This window comes from Shewanella sp. M16 (assembly GCF_018224605.1).
GTDB classification, from domain to species: Bacteria; Pseudomonadota; Gammaproteobacteria; order Enterobacterales; family Shewanellaceae; genus Shewanella; species Shewanella oncorhynchi.
In genome coordinates, this window is sequence record NZ_JAGTUL010000025.1 from 1 (window position 1) to 22,630 (window position 22,630).

A 22,630-nucleotide genomic window follows, 5' to 3' on the forward strand; every position below is an offset into this window, starting at 1 on the left:
TTCATCCATCTACTTTTTCAAGATATCCAGACAAACAGTAAAACTGTAACTACCTCTCTTCTCTTCGTCTAATTTATTTATCATGAAAAATTCCAACATGTGGCATCTAAAAAAATTCCCAACTGTAAATTCATAATTAGATGAAAACACCTGCACATTATGTTGTCTGCACAAATGTTGCAGCTCAAAGTAAGGGACAAATTTTTTCACGCCAACGGACTTGGCCGCTCGATTGACTGCCACACAACAACCGTCGTTGTTGCTGAGTACAATCGCGGGAAGTTCGCGCAAGTCGGGTCTAAACACCAATTCGCATGACACATAAAATGAATTAGCATCAATCAGTCCGTACATGATTGACTCAGATATTGTTCAAGTAAGCTTGAATGCTCGTGAAGTCGGATTGACTTGATGATCACCCCTTCAACCGAGAAGGTATCTGCATCATCGATTGCAACGGACGTCATGTTTTGCTGTTGATCGATAGAAACCAGTAACCGGCGCTTTTCATCGAGGAGCTTTACGGTAAATTCTCCGTTATAGCTGGCAACAACAATAGAGAGATTACGGCGCTTAGCGGCACGGTCAATCACCAGTATATCGCCATCATAGATCCCAACCCCTTCCATTGAGCAACCCGCAGCACGACCAAACCAGGTCGAGCTAGGATGCTCAACAAGCAGTTGATCAAGACTAAGGGGTAATTCAACGTAATCCGCTGCAGGACTTGGAAAACCCGAAATTCCTGCACTCGCATGGCATGTTATGAGTTTCATAGCACCAAACTACTGTATAAATAATCAGTAATAATAGCAGGAAATTTAAAAAATTCTAAAATTTCGGTCCTGCTGCCGGTTCGTGATTTTTTCGGTGGATAATCACCGCGCTCTTTGGGGTGTTATCCACAAAAAATCAGGGTTCGGTGGCGAGTGATATTTCGCTTGAAATGGCAATGAATGATGGAAAACGGTAAATAATTGCAGACAAATCCACTTTAGTTGCATAAATCTGGTCAATACCCACAGATTATTGACTTGTACTGGTACGCTAAATTTGGTCACTTAGATAGAGGCGTAATTTGACTTTACTTCCATATTTTTGGAATGACTAAATGTAAGTCAATTATCCTCTGTGCACTGAGTGATTAATCGGTCATAGCTCACAATGGGGCAAAAATTGGTTAGTAAGAAGGCTGCACAAAATAGCAGGGGTTTGGCACGTGAACCCGAATAGGTAAGTCTGACTCAGTCAATCTGGGCTAGAGTAATTCACCTAATTTTTAGATATTACGAGTTAGAACCAAAGTTCCAACTCGTAAAACATCAGAAAATGGGATTTAGAAATTCGAGTAACGCTTCACTAAGTACATTAGTTCGCTTTTACCTTAGCTAAATATTCATCTAAGGTTATTTGATCGGCCGCTTTAACCGTCATCCCCTTAGGACCAACACCAATGACAGTAAATTGCTTTGCTGGCTCACCATGCTGTTTAAACTCAGTTAACTCAGCCGAATTCTCTTTAAACACCCATAGACGACCATCTTCTACTTCAGTGACAAAACCCGGTAAATCGAACTCGCTAGCGTGAGCAACACAAGCAAATAATCCTAAACCAAGCAGTGACATTAACGCTGTTTTTTTCATATTGATATCCTCATTTGGAGACATAGGTGTCATTTAACTGTCTTTATGTAACACCGCTAGAATACATATGAAATATGACATATATGTTAATTCGCATATTGTTTGTGACATTTTTTCGCGTTTAATGTCTTTATATCGCTCTATGTCTTGGAAGCTTAATTGAGATAAGCGCTGCGAGCGCAATAAATGCCGCCGATATCCACAGACAAGCCGCCATGCCATACACTTGATACACCCAGCCAGACAACACAGTCCCGATCAAGCGTCCCATAGCATTAGCCATGTAGTAAAAACCCACATCTAACGATACGCCATCTTCATCCGCATAACTGACGATAAGATAGCTGTGTAATGAAGAGTTGATCGCGAATAAGGCGCCAAACAGCATCAATCCCCAAATCAGTATATTCGCGGCATGGAAGTCATAACTTATCGCCAGCGCAATGCCTGCCGGCACTATGCTCAATATCGCCGCCCAACCTAAGGCGCTACGTCCATCGGGAACCTTGTTTTGGCTCGCCGACTTTGTCCCCGTCAAGCGAGGTGCAAAGCCTTGCACTATGCCATAACCTATTACCCAGAGTGCGAGAAAACCGCCGACATACCAATGATCCCAACCAAAGGCTGAGGCCAAATAAACGGGTAAAGCCACCACAAACCACACATCCCGCGCACCAAACAAAAACATGCGTGCGGCAGAAAGCGTATTTACCGCCGGACTCTTAGAGAAAATTTCCGTGAACTTAGGTTTGTTTTTGGCTTTACCTAAATCGCGTTGCAAACTTAACAGACTAAAAATCCACACCAGTAATAGGCCAATCGCCATACCTAACACGGCCAGCTGGAATCCAAACAGGGTCAGTAAGGCGCCGCCCAAGAAGAACCCCGCGCCCTTTAGCGCATTTTTGGAGCCAGTGAGCATGGCAACCCACTTATACAGCTCACCCTGAGCATCATTGGGCACCAACAACTTGATACTGCTTTTAGCGCTCATCTTATTGAGATCTTTAGCGATACCCGACAAGGCCTGCGCCGCCATCACCCAAGCAACCGTGAGCATACCGCTAGGCACAAGCAGCATGCTAAGGGCGACAATCTGCATAAATAGGCCTACATTCATGGTCTTATTTAAGCCTAAACGCGCCCCGAGCCAGCCGCCGACTAAGTTCGTTACCACCCCAAAGATTTCATAGAAGAGGAATAGCATGGCAATTTGCAGCGGGCTATAACCTAAGCCATGAAAATGGAGCACCACTAACATACGTAATGCGCCATCGGTGAGCGTGAATGCCCAATAGTTGCCTGTGACCACCAAATACTGGCGGATCTCGGGTGATATGTTAGACAAGAACCCTGTCAGCTTACCCATAAAGCTTATGCCTTATCCATCAGACCGACCATGCGGGCCAGTTCGACGGTGCGATTGGCATAACCCCACTCGTTGTCATACCAAGCGTAGAGTTTGACCTGAGTGCCATTGATAATCATGGTCGATAGCGCATCGATAATGCTCGAACGCGGATCGGTTTTATAATCGACCGAGACTAATGGGCGTTCCTCATAACCTAAAATGCCTTTTAGCGGTCCGTCTGCCGCTTCTTTTAACAGGCGATTGACTTCAGCTTCGGTCGTTTTGCGACTCACCTCGAACACGCAATCGGTTAATGAAGCGTTCGCTAATGGCACCCGCACCGCATGGCCGTTAAGCTTACCTTTGAGTTCAGGGAAAATATGGGTAATGGCCGTCGCTGAGCCTGTTGTCGTAGGGATAAGGCTTAAACCACAGGCCCGCGCACGGCGAAGATCTTTATGCGGTGCATCTAAAATAGTTTGAGTGTTGGTAATATCGTGAATAGTCGTCATGGAACCATGCACTATGCCGAGGTTTTCGTGGATCACTTTGACGATCGGCGCCAAACAGTTAGTAGTACAGGAGGCCGCAGTCACAATCGGATGAATAGCTTTGTCATAGAGTTGATGATTCACTCCCATGACAACGTTTAACACGCCCTCTTCTTTAACTGGCGCTGTGACCACAACGCGTTTAACGCCTTGATCTAAATAAGCTTGCAGCACTGCTTTGGTTTTCATTTTACCCGAAGCTTCAATCACCACATCACAACCGGACCAATCGGTTTCCCCGATGGTTTTATTGCGAGTACAGCGAATACGCTTGCCATCGATAATGATGTCATCGCCATCGCTGCTCGCCTCATGTTGCCAGCGGCCATGCACAGAATCGAATGTCAGCAAATGGGCTAAGGTCGCCGCATCTCCGGCGGGATCATTAATCTGCACAAACTCAACCTCTTCCCAGCCCCAAGCAGCGCGCAGTGCTAAACGTCCCATACGGCCAAAGCCATTTATCCCGATTTTGATTGTCATACCTGCATCCTTCACACTCAGTTTTATATTAGGTGTTTTATATTATTTGTTTAAGATTAAAGCGTTATCTGTTCGATATAGCCACGTTGATGCACATTGGTTAAGGCATTAGGGCGAATGGATTGCACTTGGGTAATCACTTCTGCCAAGGTGCCTCCCGCCAGTAACAGCAAGATTGCCGCCATTAATCCTGTGCGACCGGAACCACCGCGACAATGAATGGCAATTGTGGATTGAGTTTGCATCAATGCCAGCAGTTCTGCTTTGTGTCGTGCAAACGCGAGCTCGAATACCTCTGCGGGTGCCGCATCATCTTCTATAGGTAAATGCAACCAACGGATCCCCGCTTCATGGCAAATATCGGGCAATAATGCAGCACCAAATGTTTGCAATTCGGCAAGTGGCATTAAGGTTATGATGACCTCAGTTCCCGCCGCTTTAAGAATTGCCACCGCCTCTGTCACAGGGACAGATTTAGTCCCTGGGCAAGGGGTAAAAATCAACCTAGCACCACTCTCTAGCGGCAAAATATCAAATGGATGTGACATTTAAGTGTTACCCCACTAACCAAGATTCAATCATGGCTCTATGGGGAATGGAGCCCCAATGCACTAGCTTCTCATCAATCACCACAGCGGGTGTACTCATCACCTTATAGCCCATGATGACTTCTGGATTGGTTTCCTTTACCAGCGCAATACTGATGCCCTTTTCGTTGGCGATGGCGGTAATAATCTCAGCGGTTTTTGTGCATTTGGCACATCCACTGCCTAATACTTTGATGTTTAGCATTTTTATAATTCTCACAGAACGGGACCTATAGCGTTAAAGATCCAACCTATTAAGGTGAATGAAATCAATAAAATGGCAAAAACGATGGCCAGTAAACGCCATTGCATCACCTGCTTGAGCAAAATGAACTCAGGAAAACTGGCGGCAACCGTTGCCATACAAAATGCCAATGTTGTCCCTACGGGCAAGCCATTAGTGATAAGGCTCTCCATGATAGGGATAACCCCTGTGGCATTGGAATACAGAGGAATACCAATCAATACCGCCGCAGGAACAGACCACCATTGACCATCGCCTAAGTGGGCTTCGATCCAACCGTCAGGTACAAATCCATGGAGTGCGGCGCCAAGCCCAACCCCAATAATGACCCATTTCCACACTCGGCCAAAAATCTCTAGGGTCTCGCCTTTCGCAAATTCATGCCGTTCCGTTAACGTCATGGATGTTGATGTCATACCCTCGCTATTATCGTGACTTGCTTGTGCCTTTCCTTGCTCGAGTGCTTTGGCGGCAAAGGACTGCAGCCAACGCTCAGCGCGGATCGTGTCCAAAAATGCCCCCGCCAACATACCCACTGACATGCCGACCAGCACGTATATCACAGTAAACTTCCAGCCCAACAGACTCACAAGCAACAGAACGGCGACTTCATTAATTAACGGCGAAGTAATCAGAAACGCCATAGTGATCCCAACGGGGATCCCAGCAGAGGTGAAACCTAAAAAAACCGGAATGCTCGAACATGAGCAGAATGGAGTAACCGCGCCAAAACCCGATCCCATAAAGTAACCGACAAAACGATTTTTACCCGCCAAGTAATCCCGAACGCGCTCGACATTGAGCGAGGCCCGCACCAAAGCGATGCCATAAATCATCAGCAACAGGAGCGCAAAAATCTTAGTGGTATCTTCAATAAAAAAATGGATGGCGTCGGCGAGCTTAGTATTGGGATCTAAACCCATTACTCCAAAGGTTAGCCAGCTCGCTAAATCGGAAAATAGTTGCAGCATAATCAAACTTCCTTGGTATACATGAAAGCGATGAAGCAAAAGGATATTGCTATTTTAATTAGTTGAATAAACACCAATTAAATACAAACCATTTATCTTTGAATAAGTGGAAATTGACTCGCAATTGATTGTAATGATGCTTTTTGAGCTTCTATACCTGCCGAAAGCGGCAACGAGATTAATGCCTTTATACGATTTTCAAGTGTTTCTATAACATAGCTAAATTGCTCATCTATATCGGGGGCGTCGATTGATGTTGGGTCGGGTAAACCCCAATGTAATTTAAGTGTTTGACCTAACCACAAAGGACAGGTTTCTCCCGCAGCATTATCACAAACAGTGATCACTAAGTCAGGAGTGAAATCCGCCATCATATCCCAGCTTTTGCTGCAGAGCCCTTCGGTAACATAGCCTCTGTGTGCTAGTTGCAATAGAGTTTGAGGATGAACGACCCCGGCAGGTTCACTACCGGCACTCGCAAATTGCCATTGAGCAATAGTAGTCAAAGCTTGCTTACCGACGAGATCTCGACCTATAGCTTCAGCTAGGATGCTGCGACAGGCATTATGGGTACATAGAAAGAGCACTTTTATAGCTGGTGCCATATCAACCTCTAGCGATTTAATATATGAATTTTCATATATTTTAGATTAAATTTTTTATTTATTTGTTACAAACAATCTTTAGCAACAGGCTCTAGCGCGCTCGGGGCGGCCACCCATCTTGCACAGATTACGCATGTTTTCTTCAAGGAATACCGGATTTTGGCTGGTAACCTCACTCAACACTGACTTTCCCCATTCGGGTAAATCATTACTGATACTATAGAAAATCCATTGCCCCTGCCGGCGATCGACTAATAATCCGCACTTACGTAATTGGGCTAAATGCCGCGAGATCTTGGGCTGAATTTCCTGCAAGGCTTCGGTCAATTCACAGACGCAAAGCTCACCCTCGTGCTGAATCAACATCAAACAGCGCAAGCGAGTTTCATCGGCTAAACATTTAAAAAATTGCGTAGGATTAATCATTAAGATCCTTAGACTGAACGAGTACAAACATTTTTATTCTTTCGTTGAGTTCTCTAAAAGTTTGTTCAAACCCACGAGTGCCCGATTCGATTTTGGGATCGGGATAATCCCAAGCAATAATCTTATCTGCCAAGGGGAAACTCTGACACTCTTGCGTTGATTTTTCACAGAGACTGATCACAAAGTCAAAGGATTGCCCACTAAACTCACTGACAGACTTCGAACGTAACTCACTCGTACCCAAATTATTTTTCTGCAAAAGCGCAAGAGTTCGCTCATCGATGGGCTCAGGCTGCGTACCCGCACTAAACACATCAAACTGCTCTTGGGCTTGGTGTCTTAATAAGGCCTCAGCGAGTTGTGAACGCGCAGAATTACCAACACAGAGAAAAAGTACACGTTTTTTCATGGGAATGAGTCCTGATGAAAGAGAATGTCACTATATACGATTTATCATATATGTAAATATCCACATGTAATAATTTACTGTTCATTTAACAAAATTGTTCACTGAGCACTACAACATTGATCTTGTAAAAAATGCACTAATCCTTGTAATAATTCATAGTCAGGTACGCAGTACAGCACCCTTCCCTCGCGCCGTTGGGAAATCACTCCCGCTGACACAAGGGCACTAATATGGTGTGAGAGAGTTGAACCAGGGATCTGCAACTCGTCTTGTAACTGACCCACCGCAACGCCAGCATATCCGCCCTTGACCAGTAATCGAAATAGGGCGAGACGCGTTGGATGGCCCAGTTCTTTTAATACTTTAGCAGCATTCTCTATATTCATATCGGCCTCATTTCGTTAAGTAATTCGATAATACCAGAAATATCCTTACCCTAGCGACCTCAAAATCGACCACTCATAAACAATCAAAAGCAGGGTGTCATGTGTTTAAGCATCAATAGGTATACCAAATATTTCCATTATTCTAGAAATAATATATTGAAAACACTTCGCCCAAACACTATTATTCTAGAATATTCGAAACTTTAAGTTGAAGAGGTAAAAAAATGAGTCCTGAAATGATTCTTATGATGAAAGAAACGGCAAGCATGTTCGCTTTCCTTGCCGTTGAGCTTACCCTACTATTTCTTGTCATAAGCTACCTAGTAGGTATTTTACAAGAATTTATCACCCCTCAAAAAATACAAGCGATGCTAAGCTCACGCAACGGCAGAGGTTATGTCATTGCTGCACTACTTGGGTCAATTACCCCGTTTTGCTCTTGTTCTACCATTCCATTTTTGAAAGGCTTACTCAGGGCTCGTGCCGGTTTTGGCCCTATGATGGTATTCCTGTTTGCCAGTCCATTACTGAATCCGATTATTATCGGACTATTTGTTGTCACCTTTGGCTTAAAAGTAGCACTTTTTTATTTTGTAGTAGCAATGGGAGTCTCTGTCATTGCAGGCTATATGCTTGAAAAGCTGGGGTTTGAAAGGTATGTCCGTAAAGAAGCTTATACTCTGGAAGACACTGTCACTTCATGTTGTGACACTAAACCTTCCTCCTTTTCCAGTACCTGTTGCGAAACTAAATCGACAGCAGTTGCGAACTCATGTTGCGATACTAAACCCACAGCTGTTGCGAACTCATGTTGCGATACTAAACCAGTAACGACTACTGATATAGCACCCAAAAGTAAGCCTCAGAGCCGCTGGATAAGAGTTTGGCACTCTACTTGGAAGGACTTCAAACAAGTACTACCTTATCTATTTGTGGGCATTCTGTTGGGGTCAATGATCTACGGTTTTATTCCTACAGATTTAATCGTTAAATATGCCGGTGAAGCAAAATGGTACGCTATTCCTGTGGCGGCTTTAATTGGTATTCCACTTTATATTCGCGCCGAAGCAGTAATCCCTCTCAGCGCCGCATTAGTGCAAAAAGGGATGGCGATGGGTTCTGTAATGGCCTTAATTATCGGCAGTGCAGGAGCGAGTTTAACAGAAGTCATTTTACTAAAATCCCTCTTTAAAAATCAGATGATTATTGCATTTTTAGCGGTAATTTTAAGTATGGCAATGACTGCCGGATTTCTTTATAGCTATGTATTTAGTTAACACAAAAAATAATGTTCTAACTCGATATGGCACTCACCGCATGCTCCTAAAGTGAGTGCCATAGGGCCTTTACGCCCCAAGATTAAATCATCTAAAACGTAAACCTATAACATACTGGTATTGCGAATAAATTCGCCTCGCTTAAGAGAAGCATAATGAATTCACCTATTAGTCTAAAAGCCAAAGATGATGCAATAGAATGGGCGCTAACCCATGGCATGGCGTTTAAAGAAACCCAATATTCTGCCCGCCACGCGCCATTTACCTTAACGCCGAGTTTAATCAGTCGAGGTCACTATCAATACTTAAAAGATTCTGTGCATTTACTCGGTAAACTTATTCATTCTATATCAGAAGAACATGCCTTCTTATACGATGCGATTCAACCTATTACGGCTAGCGATCCCTTTTTTGCCGCCTTGCTTGGTATACACCAGCAAGTACATTGCTCGCAGACTCCAGCGCAGAGAATGCCATTGCTCATTATGCGTAGTGACTTCATGGACGATAAGGACTTAGGGCCAAAACTAGTGGAGTTTAATGGCATTGCGGCTGGTATGGGGCCCTTTGGTCAGAGAGTGCATCAATTCCACCATTATTTGCAGCAATGGCATCAACTGCCTATAGGTGAACTTGTTGATAATCATGCCATTGAACAATTATCCGCAGGCATAGCTAAAGCAACCTTTAAGATAAAACAGGAATTTGAAGATGCGGGGCCAGCAAGATTTTTGATGATAGTGCAAGAAAATGAAGACAATGTGTTTGACCAACATTTACTCGAACTCGCGTTACAACAACAAAAGATACAAACAATTCGCAGAACCTTTAGTGAACTACAAGAACAAGTTACCACAGGCGAAAAACATAGACTGATACTCGAAGGCATAGGCACTATTGATACCGTTTATCTGCGAGCGGGTTATCAATATACAGATTATGAATCCGTTGACATCAATGGTAACAAAAACTGCCAAGCCCTGATGGCGATCCGTGTATTGATTGAAAAACATCGCGTTGCCGTCAATGCCACCGTAGGGCAACAACTGGCAACCAGTAAGCGGATGCAGATGCTGCTCTCGTCTATGGATGAAATGTCCTTGACTCAGTTTGGTTTAACGCTGCAACAAGCCAAAATGGTCAAATCCCTCCTCGGCGAGATGCGCCCCGTTACCCCAGAGAGTATCAAATTAGTCGAAGCATCCCCAATAGACACTTGGGTGCTAAAAAATCAAGGTGAAGGCGGTGGCAATTGCCTGTTTGGTACCGATATTTCACATGAATTAGCCGAGCTAGAACCCGCGCAATACCAAGCATGGTCACTGATGCGCCGCTTACACCCTAGACCGAGAGCAACACCAGCCTTAGTGGTGCGTAACGGCAAGATAGAAACCATAAATGACATGATCCCTGAAATAGGCATGTTCACCATCCACATTGATGGCGAGCCTGTGATGGAGGATAGCTCTAATAGCGACAACCCCGGTTATGCGGGATATTTAGTTCGCAGCAAATCGGCCATGGTGACTGAGGGTGGAGTTCACAGCGGCCAAGGGGTATTAGATTCGCTGATGTTTAGCGATTAACAGGGCGCGTATAAAGTAAAAAGCCACAGAATCTCATCTGTGGCTTTAACTAACAAATTAACCTATATGATTAATAAGCGGTTTTAACACCAAAACTGCGAATATAAAATACCCTTGGTCCCGTTCCCGCTTCAGGTTTCAACTGCATCGGTTTATGCAATTTAATCAACTGGGATACCTTGCTCTGCGGATCATCTAAATCACCAATCACCCGCGCTTCAGATGGACAAGCGTCAACACAGGCAGGATTCAACCCCTTATCAAGCCTATGATCACAGAAAGTACATTTCTCTGTAGTGCGTCTTGGTCGTGTAACAGGGTAAGTATCACCCCGCTCTGGGTTTTCATTGGGTGATGCAGCAGCCCCCGTGCGTTTGAGCAGCATCAGTGGAGATACAGTTCCGTTCGCGACCACCTCTGAGTCATCCTGCCAACGACGATGTGGTGTTGCCGCATTAAAACTAATCACGCCGTATGGGCAAGCATTCATACACTTCTTGCAACCAATACATTCATCATTGTTTTGCAGCGTTAAGCCGCGCTTATCTTTGTGCATAGCCCCTGTCGGGCAGACTTTTACACAAGGTGCATCATCACAATGATTACATAAGGTCGGTATATAAGTGTATTTTACATCAGGAAAAATCCCCTCAGTGGTGGCAATATGATGCGACCAATGAATACCGTCGTTCGTGTTGTTCTCTGTTTTACAGGCTAAGCTACAGCCACCACACCCTACACATTTTTGTAGGTCAATCACCATTCCTAATCTCATAGTGGGTTACCTCACACTTTCTCAACACGAACACGGATATGACCATAGAATGCCGACGCGCCACTTAAGCGATCGTACCTGTCTGCAATCAAGTCATTATTTGAGCCACCTCTTGGGGTTATGCCAAATTTGGTACTGGCGTAACGTCCATAGGCCCAATGCCCTTGGCCAAAACACTTAGCCACAGTGCCAGGACGGACACCTTCCCATAGCTTCGCCTTACAGGTCAGCGTACCCACAGGGCTTGTAATGCGGATTTCATCACCGTCTTTGAGGCCAAATTTCTTGCCGTCTATCGGGTTGAATTTAGCCACATCTTCATTCGCCACATCACCAGGATCGACATCTTTAAACTCGTAGTACCAAGGACTATTTGCAGTTCGACCTTCTTTGTTTAGACGTGACTTTTGATCCACGAGTAACAGCGGGAACTCGGCTTCGTCACCAAATCGATAGGGTTCTTCATAATGAGGGATAAATACCAATTGACCACGAGCTTGGTAGTCACAAGCTTTCATTACCTCATCTATGCTGACTTTGTGTTTATCAGCATGTTCTTGCAACGCTTTTTCCAAGGTCTTACTGTAAAACTCAAACTTAGAGGTTTCTGTTTTGAACTTACCCCAGCGAGACTCAAGCTTATAAGGAGAGCTATTCCACACCCCTTTTTGCACGAACTCATCCCATGAATTGAGCTTATCACCGTATTTAGACGCATCTTCTTTCCACAGCGGCGCAGTCAAGAATCTGACCATCAACTTCGCAAACTCAGCTTCATCCGCAGCAGGTTTACCTGTTTCAGGATCGACAATTTGTTCATTGATATAACGCCATGGTGCATCAAATCCTTTATCTGCCAGCTTTTTAGCTAACATGTAAGGGATTTCAGATTCATCGATACGGGTATCCCATAGACGTTTAATCGAGGGTTGTTGAATTGAAACCTGTGCAACACCATTACCGATAGAATCCAACACACCCCATTTTTCAAACATATGGTGGCTAGAAGGTAATAACACATCAGCAAACCAACTGAATTCGGACACGTTGGTGGTCACATGGGCCATGAAATCGACTTTGCTTAAGGCTTCATCCCAACGTTTCCCTTCAGGATTGGAAAAGTTGAAGTTATTAAAATAAGCTAAAATCACTTTTATTTCATAAGGATCAGCAGCGAGCATGCCATTAGGGACGTTACCCGTGATCACCCCACCTCCAGGCTTACCTTTAGCAATGGCAGGGAATGCTAAACGACCACGTTGGTCAATTTTTTCTTTTTTGACACCTTTAGCAGCAATCTCATCCATATAGGCTTTTGCCTCTGGATATTCTTTCAGGAGAGGCGTTTTGTTACCTGGGAATAAACCCCCTTTACTATCGATACCACCAAATAAGCCATTTAAAGCATGGCAAGAAATCGAAGTATATGTTCCGCGGGCTTGCATCACTGCGCCACGGGAAGTCCATACTTGCACCGCAGGTGCCGCCGCCCCCATATCTTTAGCAATGGCAATAATGGTTTTAGGGTCTATACCAGTAATTTTGCTCGCCCATTCTGGCGTATAGTCTTTAAGAGCTTGGTTCCACCACTCCACTAAACCGTAGGTATGGGTTTCTTTAAAGCTCTCGATACTGACGGTTTTACCCGCTTTAAACAGGTTTTTACCCTCAATAAAATCACCAACAAAAGGCTTATGCCATACACCTTCAACCAAGGCGACATGGGCAATGGCTAGGGCCAGCACACTGTCTTGACCAGGTTCAATCGGGATCCATTTATGGGCTTTGGCCGCCGAAGCAGAAAGCCTTGGGTCGACTACGACGACTGTAGCCTGATCGAGGGAATCACCCCATGTCTGCGAATAAAACGAGACTTGACGGTTACTCGCAATGGGATCGGCGCCAAATGACAAAATAAATTTAGCATTTTTGATATCGTACTGGTTATATCCCCAGTTACCATCTAGATAATACGGTCCCATTTTATGGGCTTCAGCACACACTGAACTATGGGAAATATTATTGGGAGAACCAATCAGATTGGTCATCTTTTTATAGAGTAAATCAGTGATATGCGAATATCTACCGCGAAGGAGCGCATATTTATGGGGCTCATTAGCTTCGCGTAAAGCAATGATTTTATCCGCTAACATATCCAGCGCTTTATCCCAAGTAATAGGGACAAATTTAGGATCTTGATCGCGGCCTTTTTTAGGATTAGTTCGCATCATTGGTGTACGCAATCTATCGGGATCGTAAACCTGCTGTAAGCTTAAGTGCTGGCGAGGGCAACTGGACATACCGTGTACGCCGGAGTTTGGATTACCCCTCACTTTTAATGCTCGGCCATCCATCACATAAATCTGCTTAGCGCACCATGAGGTACAACCTTGGCAGGTCGTCGCTAACCACTCTCCAGTGCCGGTTCTACGCAAAGGCGCAGGTAATTCTGCAGCAATACTATCAACGATAGGGGTAAAGGATAAGGTCCCACCAATACCTGTTAATACCGTGCCCGCCGCAGTTGACTTGAGTAGCTGGCGCCGCCCCAAGTTGACTTGAATTTCTTTTTTCATTTCCACACTCCTGATAAGGGTATGGAATTTAATATATATCTTTTAGGGTATGTAACTGCGATTTAGATCAATTAATACACAAGTATCCTTTACTGAAATTTACAATTGTGAAACTAAGTTGAAAAATATAAAAAATGTGATCAAGAACAATATCCTGAAGTTTAGTAAAAAAATTTACACGTATAAAGATGATCTATTTCAGATTTTTTAGATTTTAATGACGAATATCCTCAGTATGTTTGACTCCCCTTTTTTGAAGCGTATAGTATATATGAAAATTCATATGTTTATATGAAGTGATTTTTAAGGCGCCTGTTACCACCTTTTATCGCCTCCACTTTCAAACCAAAATCAATTTTATGGGGAAAAGTTATGACTCAATTTTCAATATTCGATCCCGCTTTATGTTGCAGCTCTGGCGTGTGTGGCACTGAAGTTGACCAAGCACTCGTCACCTTTGCCGCCGATTGCCAATGGCTAAAACAACAAGACATTACAGTAGATCGCTTTAATTTATCCCAACAGCCCATGGCCTTTGCAGAAAATGCCCTTGTCAGACGCTTTTTAGAAACATCTGGTACAGAATCCCTACCGCTTATTCTCCTAAATGGTGAGATGATATTAGCGGGCCGTTATCCAAGTCGGCAGGAACTAGCCCGTTGGGCGAAGATCGATATCGCAGAACCTGCGAAAAATATCGCTCCTTGTTGCAGTGGCAAAACCTCTTGCTGTTAGTCAACTCACGTTTGGAAACACCAAGGATAATCTAATGAAATTTATTCAGAATCCGCCCGCATTCCTCTTCTTTACCGGTAAAGGCGGTGTTGGTAAAACATCGCTATCCTGCGCGACAGCAATTACCTTAGCTGACAGTGGTAAGCGGGTGTTGTTGGTCAGTACCGATCCCGCATCCAATGTAGGTCAAGTTTTCGGACAAACCATAGGTAATAAACTCACGCCAATAGACAGCGTTGCGGGACTAACGGCACTGGAAATTGATCCTCAAGCAGCTGCAGAGCAATACCGCGCTCGTATTGTGGATCCCGTCAAAGGCCTATTACCGCCAGATGTAGTTCGCAGTATTGAAGAACAACTCTCTGGTGCCTGTACCACTGAAATTGCCGCCTTCGATGAATTCACCGGTTTATTAACCGATGCATCGCTACTGCAAGATTTCGATCATATTATTTTTGATACCGCACCAACGGGGCATACGATTAGGCTGTTACAACTCCCTGGGGCTTGGAGCAGCTTTATCGAGACTAACCCCGAGGGCGCTTCCTGTCTTGGCCCATTAGCGGGCCTCGAAAAACAGGCGGAACGCTACTCGCAAGCATTAGCTGCACTGGCCAATCCCGACAAAACACGCTTGATCTTAGTTGCGCGTCCACAGCAATCCACCCTGATAGAAGTGGAGCGCACTCACCAAGAATTGCGCCAAGTGGGCCTTAAGAATCAATATCTGGTGATTAACGGCGTATTGCCCAAAGGCGCAGCACTCAATGATCCCCTTGCCTCAGCACTCTACCAACGTGAACAAGCGGTGCTCACCAATTTATCCCCCATTCTCACGGCATTACCTCACGAAACGCTGATACTTCAATCGATGAACCTGGTAGGCGTTGCGCCATTACGCCAACTCTTTATGCCTGCAGAAGACATAGATTTACCCGCAATGGATGAGCAAGACCAATGTAAGCAAGACAGTCAGCCCCAAGTGCCAACACTGGATAGTTTAATCAGTGAAATCGCGCAGCAGGACCATGGCCTTATCATGCTCATGGGCAAAGGTGGTGTCGGGAAAACTACGCTGGCCGCCGCCATTGCGGTCAGATTGGCAGAGCTGGGCTTAGATGTGCATTTGACCACATCAGATCCTGCCGCGCATCTAGAACAAACGCTGCATGGTCAATTGGCGAATTTGCAAGTCAGCAGAATCGATCCCGTCGAAGTCACCACTCGCTACCGCGAACAGGTGTTAGCAACGAAGGGCAAAGCGTTAGATGTCCAAGGTAAAGCCTTGTTAGAAGAAGATTTACGTTCGCCATGCACCGAAGAAATTGCCGTATTCCAAGCCTTTTCGCGCATTATCCGCGAGGCGGGGAAACGCTTTGTGGTAATGGATACCGCGCCAACGGGGCATACCTTATTGCTGCTTGACGCTACCGGCGCCTACCACCGTGAAGTAGCTAAACGTATGGGAGAAACAACTCACTATTCAACGCCAATGATGCAGTTGCAAGACAAAGAGCGCACTAAGGTATTATTGGTCACTTTGCCCGAAACTACCCCTGTGCTCGAAGCCGCGAATTTGCAGGAAGATTTGCGCCGCGCAGGGATTGAACCTTGGGCATGGCTTATCAATAATAGCCTCGCCGTTGCCAGAACGACCTCGCCATTATTAAAAGTACGCGCTCGCCATGAACTGGTGCAAATAGAGAAAGTGCAACAGGGCTTAGCCTCTCGGTTGGCATTAATCCCATTGCAGCAAGAAGAACCCATTGGTATTACGCGATTAAGCCTACTGGCAAAACAACATTAATGTATCCTTATGGGCATTATTTTAGGGTTACGGGTAGACGGTATCTGCCCTTTTAGGAGCTTGTATGTGGTTAGCTGGGGCAATTTTTGTACTCACCATAGTGTTAGTAATTTGGCAGCCTAAGGGATTAGGCATAGGTTGGAGTGCCACCTTGGGCGCCGTATTGGCTCTACTACTGGGTGTGGTGCACTTAGGGGATATTCCTGTGGTATGGAATATTGTCTGGAATGCGACCGCCACCTTTATTGCCGTGATCATCATCAGTTTATTATTAGATGAGTCGGGATTTTTCGAATGGGCCGCGCTGCATGTGGCCCGTTGGGGCAAAGGTCGTGGCCGTTTACTCTTTACTTACATAGTGTTACTCGGCGCTACTGTTGCCGCATTGTTCGCCAATGATGGCGCGGCGCTGATCCTCACCCCCATAGTAATTGCGATGTTACTGGCTCTGGGCTTTAGCGCCGGAGCGACCTTAGCCTTTGTAATGGCGGCGGGTTTTATTGCCGATACCGCGAGTTTGCCGTTAATCGTCTCTAACTTAGTGAATATCGTTTCGGCTGACTTCTTCAACATAGGCTTTAACGAATATGCTGCAGTGATGGTGCCCGTCGATATTGCCGCTATTAGCGCCACCTTAGTCATGCTGCATCTGTTTTTCCGCAAAGATATTCCCGCGACCTACGACTTGCAAAAACTACGCGAGCCTAAGGCCGCCATTCGCGACCTCAACACCTTTAAAACCGGTTGGGGTGTATTAGTCTTGCTCTTGGTGGGCTTTTTTGGCTTAGAACCACTCGGTGTGCCCGTGAGTTTAGTGGCTGCCGTGGGTGCCCTGATCCTGTTTGTTGTCGCGAAAAAAGGCCATGCCATAGATACCACTAAAGTACTTCGCGGCGCGCCATGGCAAATCGTAGTCTTTTCATTAGGCATGTATTTGGTTGTTTATGGTCTTCGCAACGCAGGCTTAACCGATTACCTATCAAGCGTATTAAATAGCTTGGCAGAACAAGGGCTTTGGGCTGCCACTATGGGCACAGGCTTCTTGGTCGCCTTTTTATCGTCCATCATGAACAACATGCCCACAGTGTTAATTGGCGCCCTGTCGATAGACGGTAGCAATGCAACTGGCGTGATTAAAGAGGCCATGATTTACGCGAACGTAATTGGTAGCGATTTAGGTCCCAAAATCACCCCCATCGGCAGTTTAGCAACCTTGTTATGGCTGCATGTACTGGCGCAGAAAAATATCAATATTACCTGGGGTTATTATTTCCGCGTCGGCATTGTGATGACAGTACCAGTGCTATTTGTCACCCTAGCGGCACTGGCGCTGCGCCTCTCCTTCTAATCTTCTTCCATGGGCACTAGAGCATCTATTTAGTGCCTATGGATAAATTTATAAGCGATTATTTATCAGAGACATGTTATGACTAATATGATTGATGACAGCATTAAGATTTACCACAATCCAGCCTGTGGCACATCGCGCAACACTTTAGGCCTTATCCGCAATTCAGGGGTTGAACCGACCATAATCCTCTACCTTGAGACGCCACCGAGCCGACAAACTCTGCAGCAACTGATTGCGGAGATGGGTATTTCGGTACGCAGTTTACTGCGGCAAAATGTTGAGCCCTTTACCGTATTAGGCTTAAGTGAAGATAAGTTTAGCGACAGTGAATTAATCGATTTTATGCTTGAGCACCCGATCCTAATTAATCGCCCTATCGTCGTTACTCCATTAGGCACTCGCCTCTGCCGCCCCTCGGAACAGGTATTGGATATTATACCCAAACCCCAACTGGGTGCTTTTACTAAAGAAGACGGTGAAGTGGTTATTGATGCCAATGGGCAAAGAGTGGCTCAATAACATTTTCGTTTATAGATTACTCCCTAAACGCTGCTTAATCTCAAAATAAACGCCTGCGAAGCTAATGACTTCGCAGGCGTTTTTTAACCTTGATAACCGCGTTTATTACCCTACCGCTTAAGTTATATCAGCTGATGCTGGTTCTGGTGTAGATGCCATAAAAGTATACAGAACAGGAACCAGAAATAGCGCAACAAAGACATTTAATAGCAAACCACCTATCGCTGCAGCGGCCATAGGACGCAATAACTCCCCTCCTTCCTCAAATGCAAATGCTAACGGTGTAAAGCCTAATACGGCGGGTAATACCGTCATCAGTCGAGGACGAAGTCGACTCAAACCTGCATCAAATGTCGCTTTCAACAAGGTCATACCCTGTTGTTTTTGACGCTCAGCGGTTTGGATCAGTAACACACCATCAATAACATTGGCCGCTAGCACTATCATAGCCGCAATGATCACGGTAGCTCCAAACGGTTGACCTGCTAAGAAGAGCCCATATCCAATACCTGTAAGGCAAAAAGGTGCGGCAAATAAGATCACCAAAGGAAGGCGAATACTATTAAATTGTACCGCTAAGACAATAAAGGAAAAAAATACTGCATAGCCCAGAATACTTTGCACTGTCGTTTGCATTTGCGTCATTTGCAATGCCTTACCGCCTATCGAATAAGTGTATCCCGTAGGCCAAGTTGTCTCTGTAAGAATATTAGTGACCAATTCTTTTGCTGAGTTAAGATCAGTTGCTGACGGATCACAACGTACAATTACTTGTTTTATCTGATTTTTTCTAATTATTTCAACAGGACCTGTTGCTGCGGTCACTTTAGCTACGTCTTTAAGGCGCACATAATGACCAGAAGGCGTGGCTATAGAGATATTTTCAACATCAGAGCGCGACCGTAACTGTGACTCAGGCATAATGATTCGGATATCATACAACTCACTCGCCTCTCGATAACGTGTCGCCACACTTCCATTAATGTAGCCGTTAAGAACGTGGGCAATTTCCTTAGTAGATAAGCCATGTTCGGCGGCCAGAGTCCTGTCAATATCAACTTGCCATTCAGGCTTCGAAGAATCAAGCGAGACATAGACATTGGTTAATTCGGGCCTTTCGGCTAATTTTGCCGCCAATTTATTCGCCACATCAAAAAGTGTATCAACTTCTGAGCCATTAATTTCAACTTCAATTTCGGCCTGTCCCACAGAGCGAATACCCCGCATCTTTGCCTGATTGACCGCTAATATCGCCCCCGGGGCTAGCAACTTAGCCACCTTAGGCCGCAATTCTTTAATGTATTCCGTAGTAGTAATTTTACGCTCACTGGAGGGGACAAGTTCAATATCGACTTCACCTTCATTACCAATTTTATTGGTATACAGTCCCCTGACCGCACCACCTGAAAGCGCAAAAACACTACGAACTCGCTGATCGCCTATCACTAATGCTTCAACTTGCTGTGCTATGGCATCCATGCGAGCTAAATTCGCCCCCGCAGGCATTCGAATTTTAACGACTATACGGCCATCATCAACAGCGGGGAAAAATTCAGACCCTGCGGACTTAAACAGCAGCACACCACCGATTGCAACACCAATAAATATAAATATAGTGGTTAACCTAAACTGCAATGCGCTATGCAACAAGACGCCATAAGCCCAGCGTAAGCCATGGTTAATCTTCTCACTGAAGGCAAATTCGCGTTGATTGGCTTTTAATAACACGCCACCTAGCATGGGAGTCAGTGTGATAGCGGCAAGACCTGCAATGATCATCAAACCAAGGATAACTAGGACTAACTCTTTAAATAGTAAGGTGATTAGCCCAGGCACGAGTAAAAACGGAACAAACAGCGCTATAAAGGTCACTGTCGCTGCCATAATCGCCCCACCCACTTCCAGTGTAGCCTCCTCGGAGATGGATTGTGGGTTAGCCTTATCATGTAAACTACGCAGCCGGGAAATATTTTCAACCACTATAATTGATGTGTCGGGTAACACCCCAATCGCAACGACAAGACCACCAAGGGAAAAAATATTGAGTGAAAAGCCTGCGAGGTGCATTAAAAAGAAATTCACCAATAATGCAAATGGCAAGGCTATCGCAATAATTAACACTTGCCTTGAGTTACCTAAAAATACGAATAATACCAGCACAACCAGCGCCATAGCCTCTAAGGCAGTGTTACGTACACCACGGATAGAATCATTGATATAGTCGGCTTGGTTTTCAACTAAAGTGAATTTGATATCCTTAGGAAAAGATGGCGCTAACTCCGCTAAACGGTCCTCAACATTATCTACCGTTGTGACAGTATTAGCGTCGGCTTGTTTAATCACGTTAACTTTAACCGCCGGATGACCATTTAAGCGGGTCAGCATACGAATGTCTTCATGGCTATCTTTAACCTCGGCCACATCCCTGACACGAACAATGTTGCCATTATTATCGCGGCTTAATACGAGATCTTGAATAACAGCTAACTGCCTAAACTCCCCCATCACCCTCACTATATTCTCACGGTATTGGCCAGTCACCCTTCCGCCAACCCGTTGTAAATTCTCAGCAGCGAGGACCCGTTCTAACGTGGTGAGATCTAATCCGTGGGCTTCTAGTTTTTCATCATCCACAAAAATACGAATTTCACGCTCAAGACCGCCGGCAACATCAATAGCGGCTACGCCACCGGCAGATAACAGTCGCTGAGTTAACCATGAATCAACCCAAGTACGCAGCTGAGTCAAATCCATATGTTCCGACTCAAACACAGCTTGTACTATCGGTAATTGTGACGGATCGGCTTTGATGATGACGGCAGCCTCAATATCAACAGGCAGCTCCTTGGTGGAGCGATTAAACGCCGCTAACGTATCTTGATATGCAACATCAACATCAACACCGTAACGGTAATTGACATCCAATTGATATAGGCCCTCTATCGCGCTAGATGAAAGATAATCTAGACCATCTACTGAGGCGAGTTCACGCTCAATAGGATCGGCTAAGTTTTGGTCTATATCCTCAGGTGTTGCACCCTGCCAAACTATCGATAACTTGATGAGAGGGTATTTAACCGAAGGTAAGAAATCGACAGGTAGCATATTCAGATTTAGCGCCCCAAAAATAGCTAAACCGAAAGCCAATACAGCCGTTGAAATTCGACGAGAAATAGCGGCTTTAATGATCATTTCACAACACCCGCGCTATTGTTTTTAGCGGGTTGCTCCAATACTCTTACTGCAGAGCCATTTTTCACCCGTTCAATGCCAGTTAGAACGATCTTCTCGCCCGCTTTCAGTCCCGATAACACTTCAATTTGATCATCCTGCTCTAGACCAGTTTCGACTAATCGTCGAGTGGCTATATTATCAGTCACCACAAACACACTTTTGTCATTTCCTTGCACTTGAAGCGCATCAATCGGTATGACAAGGGTATTTTCGTGTTTTTGTTGTATTGCACTGATCCGCGCAAACATACCTGGAATAAACTCATTTACAGGCAGCGCCGCCTCAAAAAGACGCGTACGTAACTTTCTATCTAAATCGGGATAAGCTCGAATAATCTCTAATTCAAATTCCTTCCCAGCAAGCCCATCAAAAGTCGCTTTAATTTTATGCCCCTTCTTAAGCGCTAAAGCTTGGGCTTCTGCGACGCTAAATCGTAATACCAAACTATCTGGATCATACATTTCAACCAAGGGACTACGGGGTATAACGAAATGACCATCTGAAACCAAGACTTTAGATATAATCCCTGACCAAGGCGAGGTCACGATGTAATCATTAAGAGCTTGTTTTGCTTGGCTCAATGCCGCCTTCGCTTTTTCTAATGATGCTAGTGCTTCGTCTAACTGCTCCTCAGGTAAAGTATGCTGCTTAACTAAAGTTTCAATACGCTTTAAATTTAATACTTGTTTACGTACTTCTTCAGCGGCAGATGTTTGAAAAGAATTAGCCGCATGAGTTCGTCCAATGCGTAAAATCTCTTGTCCTAAATTAACAGTGTCCCCCTCGCGCACCACAAGATTAAGAATCGGACCTTCTGCCGGAGAGGCCAAACTCGCCATTTTTGTTGGCTCAATTGTTCCAGTCAATACAATATACTGGCTAAACGTTTGATTTGTGACTTTAAAAAGGCTAACTGCAGGAGGTAGTTGCGACTTTTTAGACGTTGACTTAGCCATCATCTCTGCCGTTAATTTACTTTCAGCATATTGTGTTTTTGAGGAAAAATTAAGACCCCAAACTACTATCCCAATTAATAGAATAAAGGTACTTCCAACTATTAACACCAACGTTTTTTTCACAGGAAGGACCTCACAAGATAAGCATTGTTAGGAA

The 22,630-nt window shown here is 44.9% G+C and carries 21 protein-coding genes and 1 pseudogene; 6 read left to right on the forward strand and 16 right to left on the reverse strand.

Annotated elements, in window-relative coordinates:
• Window positions 1-129: 129 nt before the first annotated feature.
• From KFE26_RS16025 to KFE26_RS16080, 12 genes and pseudogenes are all read right to left on the reverse strand, one after another.
• Window positions 130-354 (reverse strand): annotated as a pseudogene (locus tag KFE26_RS16025) (DNA polymerase V subunit UmuC); the annotation flags it as partial.
• Window positions 342-776: a translesion error-prone DNA polymerase V autoproteolytic subunit gene (gene umuD / locus KFE26_RS16030; RefSeq protein ID WP_212601000.1), complete on the reverse strand. Its 435-nt coding sequence runs from the start codon at window positions 774-776 to the stop codon at window positions 342-344. The pseudogene KFE26_RS16025 and the gene umuD, both read right to left, overlap by 13 nt.
• 592 nt (window positions 777-1,368) lie before the next feature.
• Window positions 1,369-1,644, reverse strand: a complete 276-nt coding sequence (locus KFE26_RS16035) for a hypothetical protein (RefSeq protein WP_212601001.1) — start codon at window positions 1,642-1,644, stop codon at window positions 1,369-1,371.
• 130 nt (window positions 1,645-1,774) lie between these two features.
• On the reverse strand, window positions 1,775-3,013 hold the full coding sequence (arsJ, locus tag KFE26_RS16040) for an organoarsenical effux MFS transporter ArsJ (RefSeq protein ID WP_212601002.1): 1,239 nt from the start codon (window positions 3,011-3,013) through the stop codon (window positions 1,775-1,777).
• 5 nt (window positions 3,014-3,018) lie between these two features.
• Window positions 3,019-4,029, reverse strand: coding sequence for an ArsJ-associated glyceraldehyde-3-phosphate dehydrogenase (locus tag KFE26_RS16045; protein ID WP_212601003.1), 1,011 nt, complete (start codon window positions 4,027-4,029; stop codon window positions 3,019-3,021).
• A gap of 56 nt (window positions 4,030-4,085) precedes the next feature.
• Entirely contained in the window at window positions 4,086-4,577 is a 492-nt protein-coding gene (locus tag KFE26_RS16050; protein WP_212601004.1) for a tyrosine-protein phosphatase, read from the reverse strand.
• Window positions 4,578-4,584: 7 nt separating this feature from the next.
• A complete protein-coding gene (locus tag KFE26_RS16055) occupies window positions 4,585-4,821 on the reverse strand; it encodes a thioredoxin family protein (RefSeq protein ID WP_131524958.1) in 237 nt (78 codons plus the stop codon).
• An 11-nt stretch (window positions 4,822-4,832) separates the two neighbouring features.
• Window positions 4,833-5,831, reverse strand: a complete 999-nt coding sequence (locus KFE26_RS16060) for a permease (RefSeq protein WP_212601005.1) — start codon at window positions 5,829-5,831, stop codon at window positions 4,833-4,835.
• A gap of 92 nt (window positions 5,832-5,923) precedes the next feature.
• On the reverse strand, window positions 5,924-6,436 hold the full coding sequence (locus KFE26_RS16065; protein ID WP_212601006.1) for an arsenate reductase ArsC: 513 nt from the start codon (window positions 6,434-6,436) through the stop codon (window positions 5,924-5,926).
• A 78-nt stretch (window positions 6,437-6,514) separates the two neighbouring features.
• Window positions 6,515-6,862 (reverse strand): metalloregulator ArsR/SmtB family transcription factor, encoded by a 348-nt coding sequence (locus tag KFE26_RS16070; protein WP_212601007.1) that lies wholly within the window; start codon window positions 6,860-6,862, stop codon window positions 6,515-6,517.
• Window positions 6,855-7,271, reverse strand: coding sequence for an arsenate reductase ArsC (locus KFE26_RS16075; protein WP_212601008.1), 417 nt, complete (start codon window positions 7,269-7,271; stop codon window positions 6,855-6,857). The genes KFE26_RS16070 and KFE26_RS16075 overlap by 8 nt, the downstream gene beginning before the upstream one ends.
• A 98-nt stretch (window positions 7,272-7,369) precedes the next feature.
• Window positions 7,370-7,657, reverse strand: coding sequence for a helix-turn-helix transcriptional regulator (locus KFE26_RS16080; RefSeq protein WP_182743184.1), 288 nt, complete (start codon window positions 7,655-7,657; stop codon window positions 7,370-7,372).
• A gap of 224 nt (window positions 7,658-7,881) precedes the next feature.
• Between KFE26_RS16080 and KFE26_RS16085 the strand changes: the two genes are divergently transcribed.
• The gene (locus tag KFE26_RS16085; protein ID WP_212601009.1) at window positions 7,882-8,934 is read left to right on the forward strand and encodes a permease; all 1,053 of its coding nucleotides are present in this window, start codon (window positions 7,882-7,884) and stop codon (window positions 8,932-8,934) included.
• A gap of 155 nt (window positions 8,935-9,089) precedes the next feature.
• The gene (locus KFE26_RS16090) at window positions 9,090-10,520 is read left to right on the forward strand and encodes a glutathione synthase (RefSeq protein WP_212601010.1); all 1,431 of its coding nucleotides are present in this window, start codon (window positions 9,090-9,092) and stop codon (window positions 10,518-10,520) included.
• A gap of 70 nt (window positions 10,521-10,590) precedes the next feature.
• Here the strand turns inward: KFE26_RS16090 and arrB are convergent, their stop codons facing one another.
• Both arrB and arrA read right to left on the reverse strand, forming a co-directional pair.
• Window positions 10,591-11,295: an arsenate respiratory reductase iron-sulfur subunit ArrB gene (gene arrB / locus KFE26_RS16095; protein WP_212601011.1), complete on the reverse strand. Its 705-nt coding sequence runs from the start codon at window positions 11,293-11,295 to the stop codon at window positions 10,591-10,593.
• A gap of 11 nt (window positions 11,296-11,306) precedes the next feature.
• Window positions 11,307-13,871: an arsenate respiratory reductase molybdopterin-containing subunit ArrA gene (gene arrA, locus KFE26_RS16100; protein WP_212601012.1), complete on the reverse strand. Its 2,565-nt coding sequence runs from the start codon at window positions 13,869-13,871 to the stop codon at window positions 11,307-11,309.
• Window positions 13,872-14,243: 372 nt separating this feature from the next.
• Between arrA and arsD the strand changes: the two genes are divergently transcribed.
• From arsD to arsC, 4 genes are all read left to right on the forward strand, one after another.
• Entirely contained in the window at window positions 14,244-14,606 is a 363-nt protein-coding gene (gene arsD, locus KFE26_RS16105) for an arsenite efflux transporter metallochaperone ArsD (RefSeq protein WP_212601013.1), read from the forward strand.
• Between the two features lie 34 nt (window positions 14,607-14,640).
• Window positions 14,641-16,413 (forward strand): arsenical pump-driving ATPase, encoded by a 1,773-nt coding sequence (gene arsA / locus KFE26_RS16110; protein ID WP_212601014.1) that lies wholly within the window; start codon window positions 14,641-14,643, stop codon window positions 16,411-16,413.
• A gap of 64 nt (window positions 16,414-16,477) precedes the next feature.
• Window positions 16,478-17,761 (forward strand): arsenic transporter, encoded by a 1,284-nt coding sequence (locus KFE26_RS16115; RefSeq protein WP_212601015.1) that lies wholly within the window; start codon window positions 16,478-16,480, stop codon window positions 17,759-17,761.
• Between the two features lie 87 nt (window positions 17,762-17,848).
• Window positions 17,849-18,283 (forward strand): glutaredoxin-dependent arsenate reductase, encoded by a 435-nt coding sequence (gene arsC / locus KFE26_RS16120; RefSeq protein WP_212601055.1) that lies wholly within the window; start codon window positions 17,849-17,851, stop codon window positions 18,281-18,283.
• Between the two features lie 117 nt (window positions 18,284-18,400).
• Here arsC and KFE26_RS16125 read toward each other — a convergent pair whose 3' ends face one another.
• Window positions 18,401-21,475: an efflux RND transporter permease subunit gene (locus KFE26_RS16125; protein ID WP_212601016.1), complete on the reverse strand. Its 3,075-nt coding sequence runs from the start codon at window positions 21,473-21,475 to the stop codon at window positions 18,401-18,403.
• On the reverse strand, window positions 21,472-22,596 hold the full coding sequence (locus KFE26_RS16130) for an efflux RND transporter periplasmic adaptor subunit (protein WP_212601017.1): 1,125 nt from the start codon (window positions 22,594-22,596) through the stop codon (window positions 21,472-21,474). Before KFE26_RS16130 ends, KFE26_RS16125 begins: the two co-directional genes overlap by 4 nt.
• Window positions 22,597-22,630: the final 34 nt, after the last annotated feature.

Excerpts from the sequence above, each read along its gene's own strand:
- arsJ (WP_212601002.1), bottom strand. The coding sequence starts at position 3,013 with ATGGGTAAGCTGACAGGGTTCTTGTCTAACATATCACCCGAGATCCGC.
- KFE26_RS16045 (WP_212601003.1), bottom strand. The coding sequence starts at position 4,029 with ATGACAATCAAAATCGGGATAAATGGCTTTGGCCGTATGGGACGTTTA.
- KFE26_RS16125 (WP_212601016.1), bottom strand. The coding sequence starts at position 21,475 with ATGATCATTAAAGCCGCTATTTCTCGTCGAATTTCAACGGCTGTATTG.
- umuD (WP_212601000.1), bottom strand. The coding sequence starts at position 776 with ATGAAACTCATAACATGCCATGCGAGTGCAGGAATTTCGGGTTTTCCA.
- KFE26_RS16090 (WP_212601010.1), top strand. The coding sequence starts at position 9,090 with ATGAATTCACCTATTAGTCTAAAAGCCAAAGATGATGCAATAGAATGG.
- KFE26_RS16070 (WP_212601007.1), bottom strand. The coding sequence starts at position 6,862 with ATGATTAATCCTACGCAATTTTTTAAATGTTTAGCCGATGAAACTCGC.
- KFE26_RS16115 (WP_212601015.1), top strand. The coding sequence starts at position 16,478 with ATGTGGTTAGCTGGGGCAATTTTTGTACTCACCATAGTGTTAGTAATT.
- KFE26_RS16035 (WP_212601001.1), bottom strand. The coding sequence starts at position 1,644 with ATGAAAAAAACAGCGTTAATGTCACTGCTTGGTTTAGGATTATTTGCT.
- KFE26_RS16085 (WP_212601009.1), top strand. The coding sequence starts at position 7,882 with ATGAGTCCTGAAATGATTCTTATGATGAAAGAAACGGCAAGCATGTTC.
- KFE26_RS16075 (WP_212601008.1), bottom strand. The coding sequence starts at position 7,271 with ATGAAAAAACGTGTACTTTTTCTCTGTGTTGGTAATTCTGCGCGTTCA.
- arsA (WP_212601014.1), top strand. The coding sequence starts at position 14,641 with ATGAAATTTATTCAGAATCCGCCCGCATTCCTCTTCTTTACCGGTAAA.
- KFE26_RS16055 (WP_131524958.1), bottom strand. The coding sequence starts at position 4,821 with ATGCTAAACATCAAAGTATTAGGCAGTGGATGTGCCAAATGCACAAAA.
- arsC (WP_212601055.1), top strand. The coding sequence starts at position 17,849 with ATGATTGATGACAGCATTAAGATTTACCACAATCCAGCCTGTGGCACA.
- KFE26_RS16065 (WP_212601006.1), bottom strand. The coding sequence starts at position 6,436 with ATGGCACCAGCTATAAAAGTGCTCTTTCTATGTACCCATAATGCCTGT.
- arrA (WP_212601012.1), bottom strand. The coding sequence starts at position 13,871 with ATGAAAAAAGAAATTCAAGTCAACTTGGGGCGGCGCCAGCTACTCAAG.
- KFE26_RS16080 (WP_182743184.1), bottom strand. The coding sequence starts at position 7,657 with ATGAATATAGAGAATGCTGCTAAAGTATTAAAAGAACTGGGCCATCCA.
- KFE26_RS16050 (WP_212601004.1), bottom strand. The coding sequence starts at position 4,577 with ATGTCACATCCATTTGATATTTTGCCGCTAGAGAGTGGTGCTAGGTTG.
- KFE26_RS16060 (WP_212601005.1), bottom strand. The coding sequence starts at position 5,831 with ATGCTGCAACTATTTTCCGATTTAGCGAGCTGGCTAACCTTTGGAGTA.
- arrB (WP_212601011.1), bottom strand. The coding sequence starts at position 11,295 with ATGAGATTAGGAATGGTGATTGACCTACAAAAATGTGTAGGGTGTGGT.
- arsD (WP_212601013.1), top strand. The coding sequence starts at position 14,244 with ATGACTCAATTTTCAATATTCGATCCCGCTTTATGTTGCAGCTCTGGC.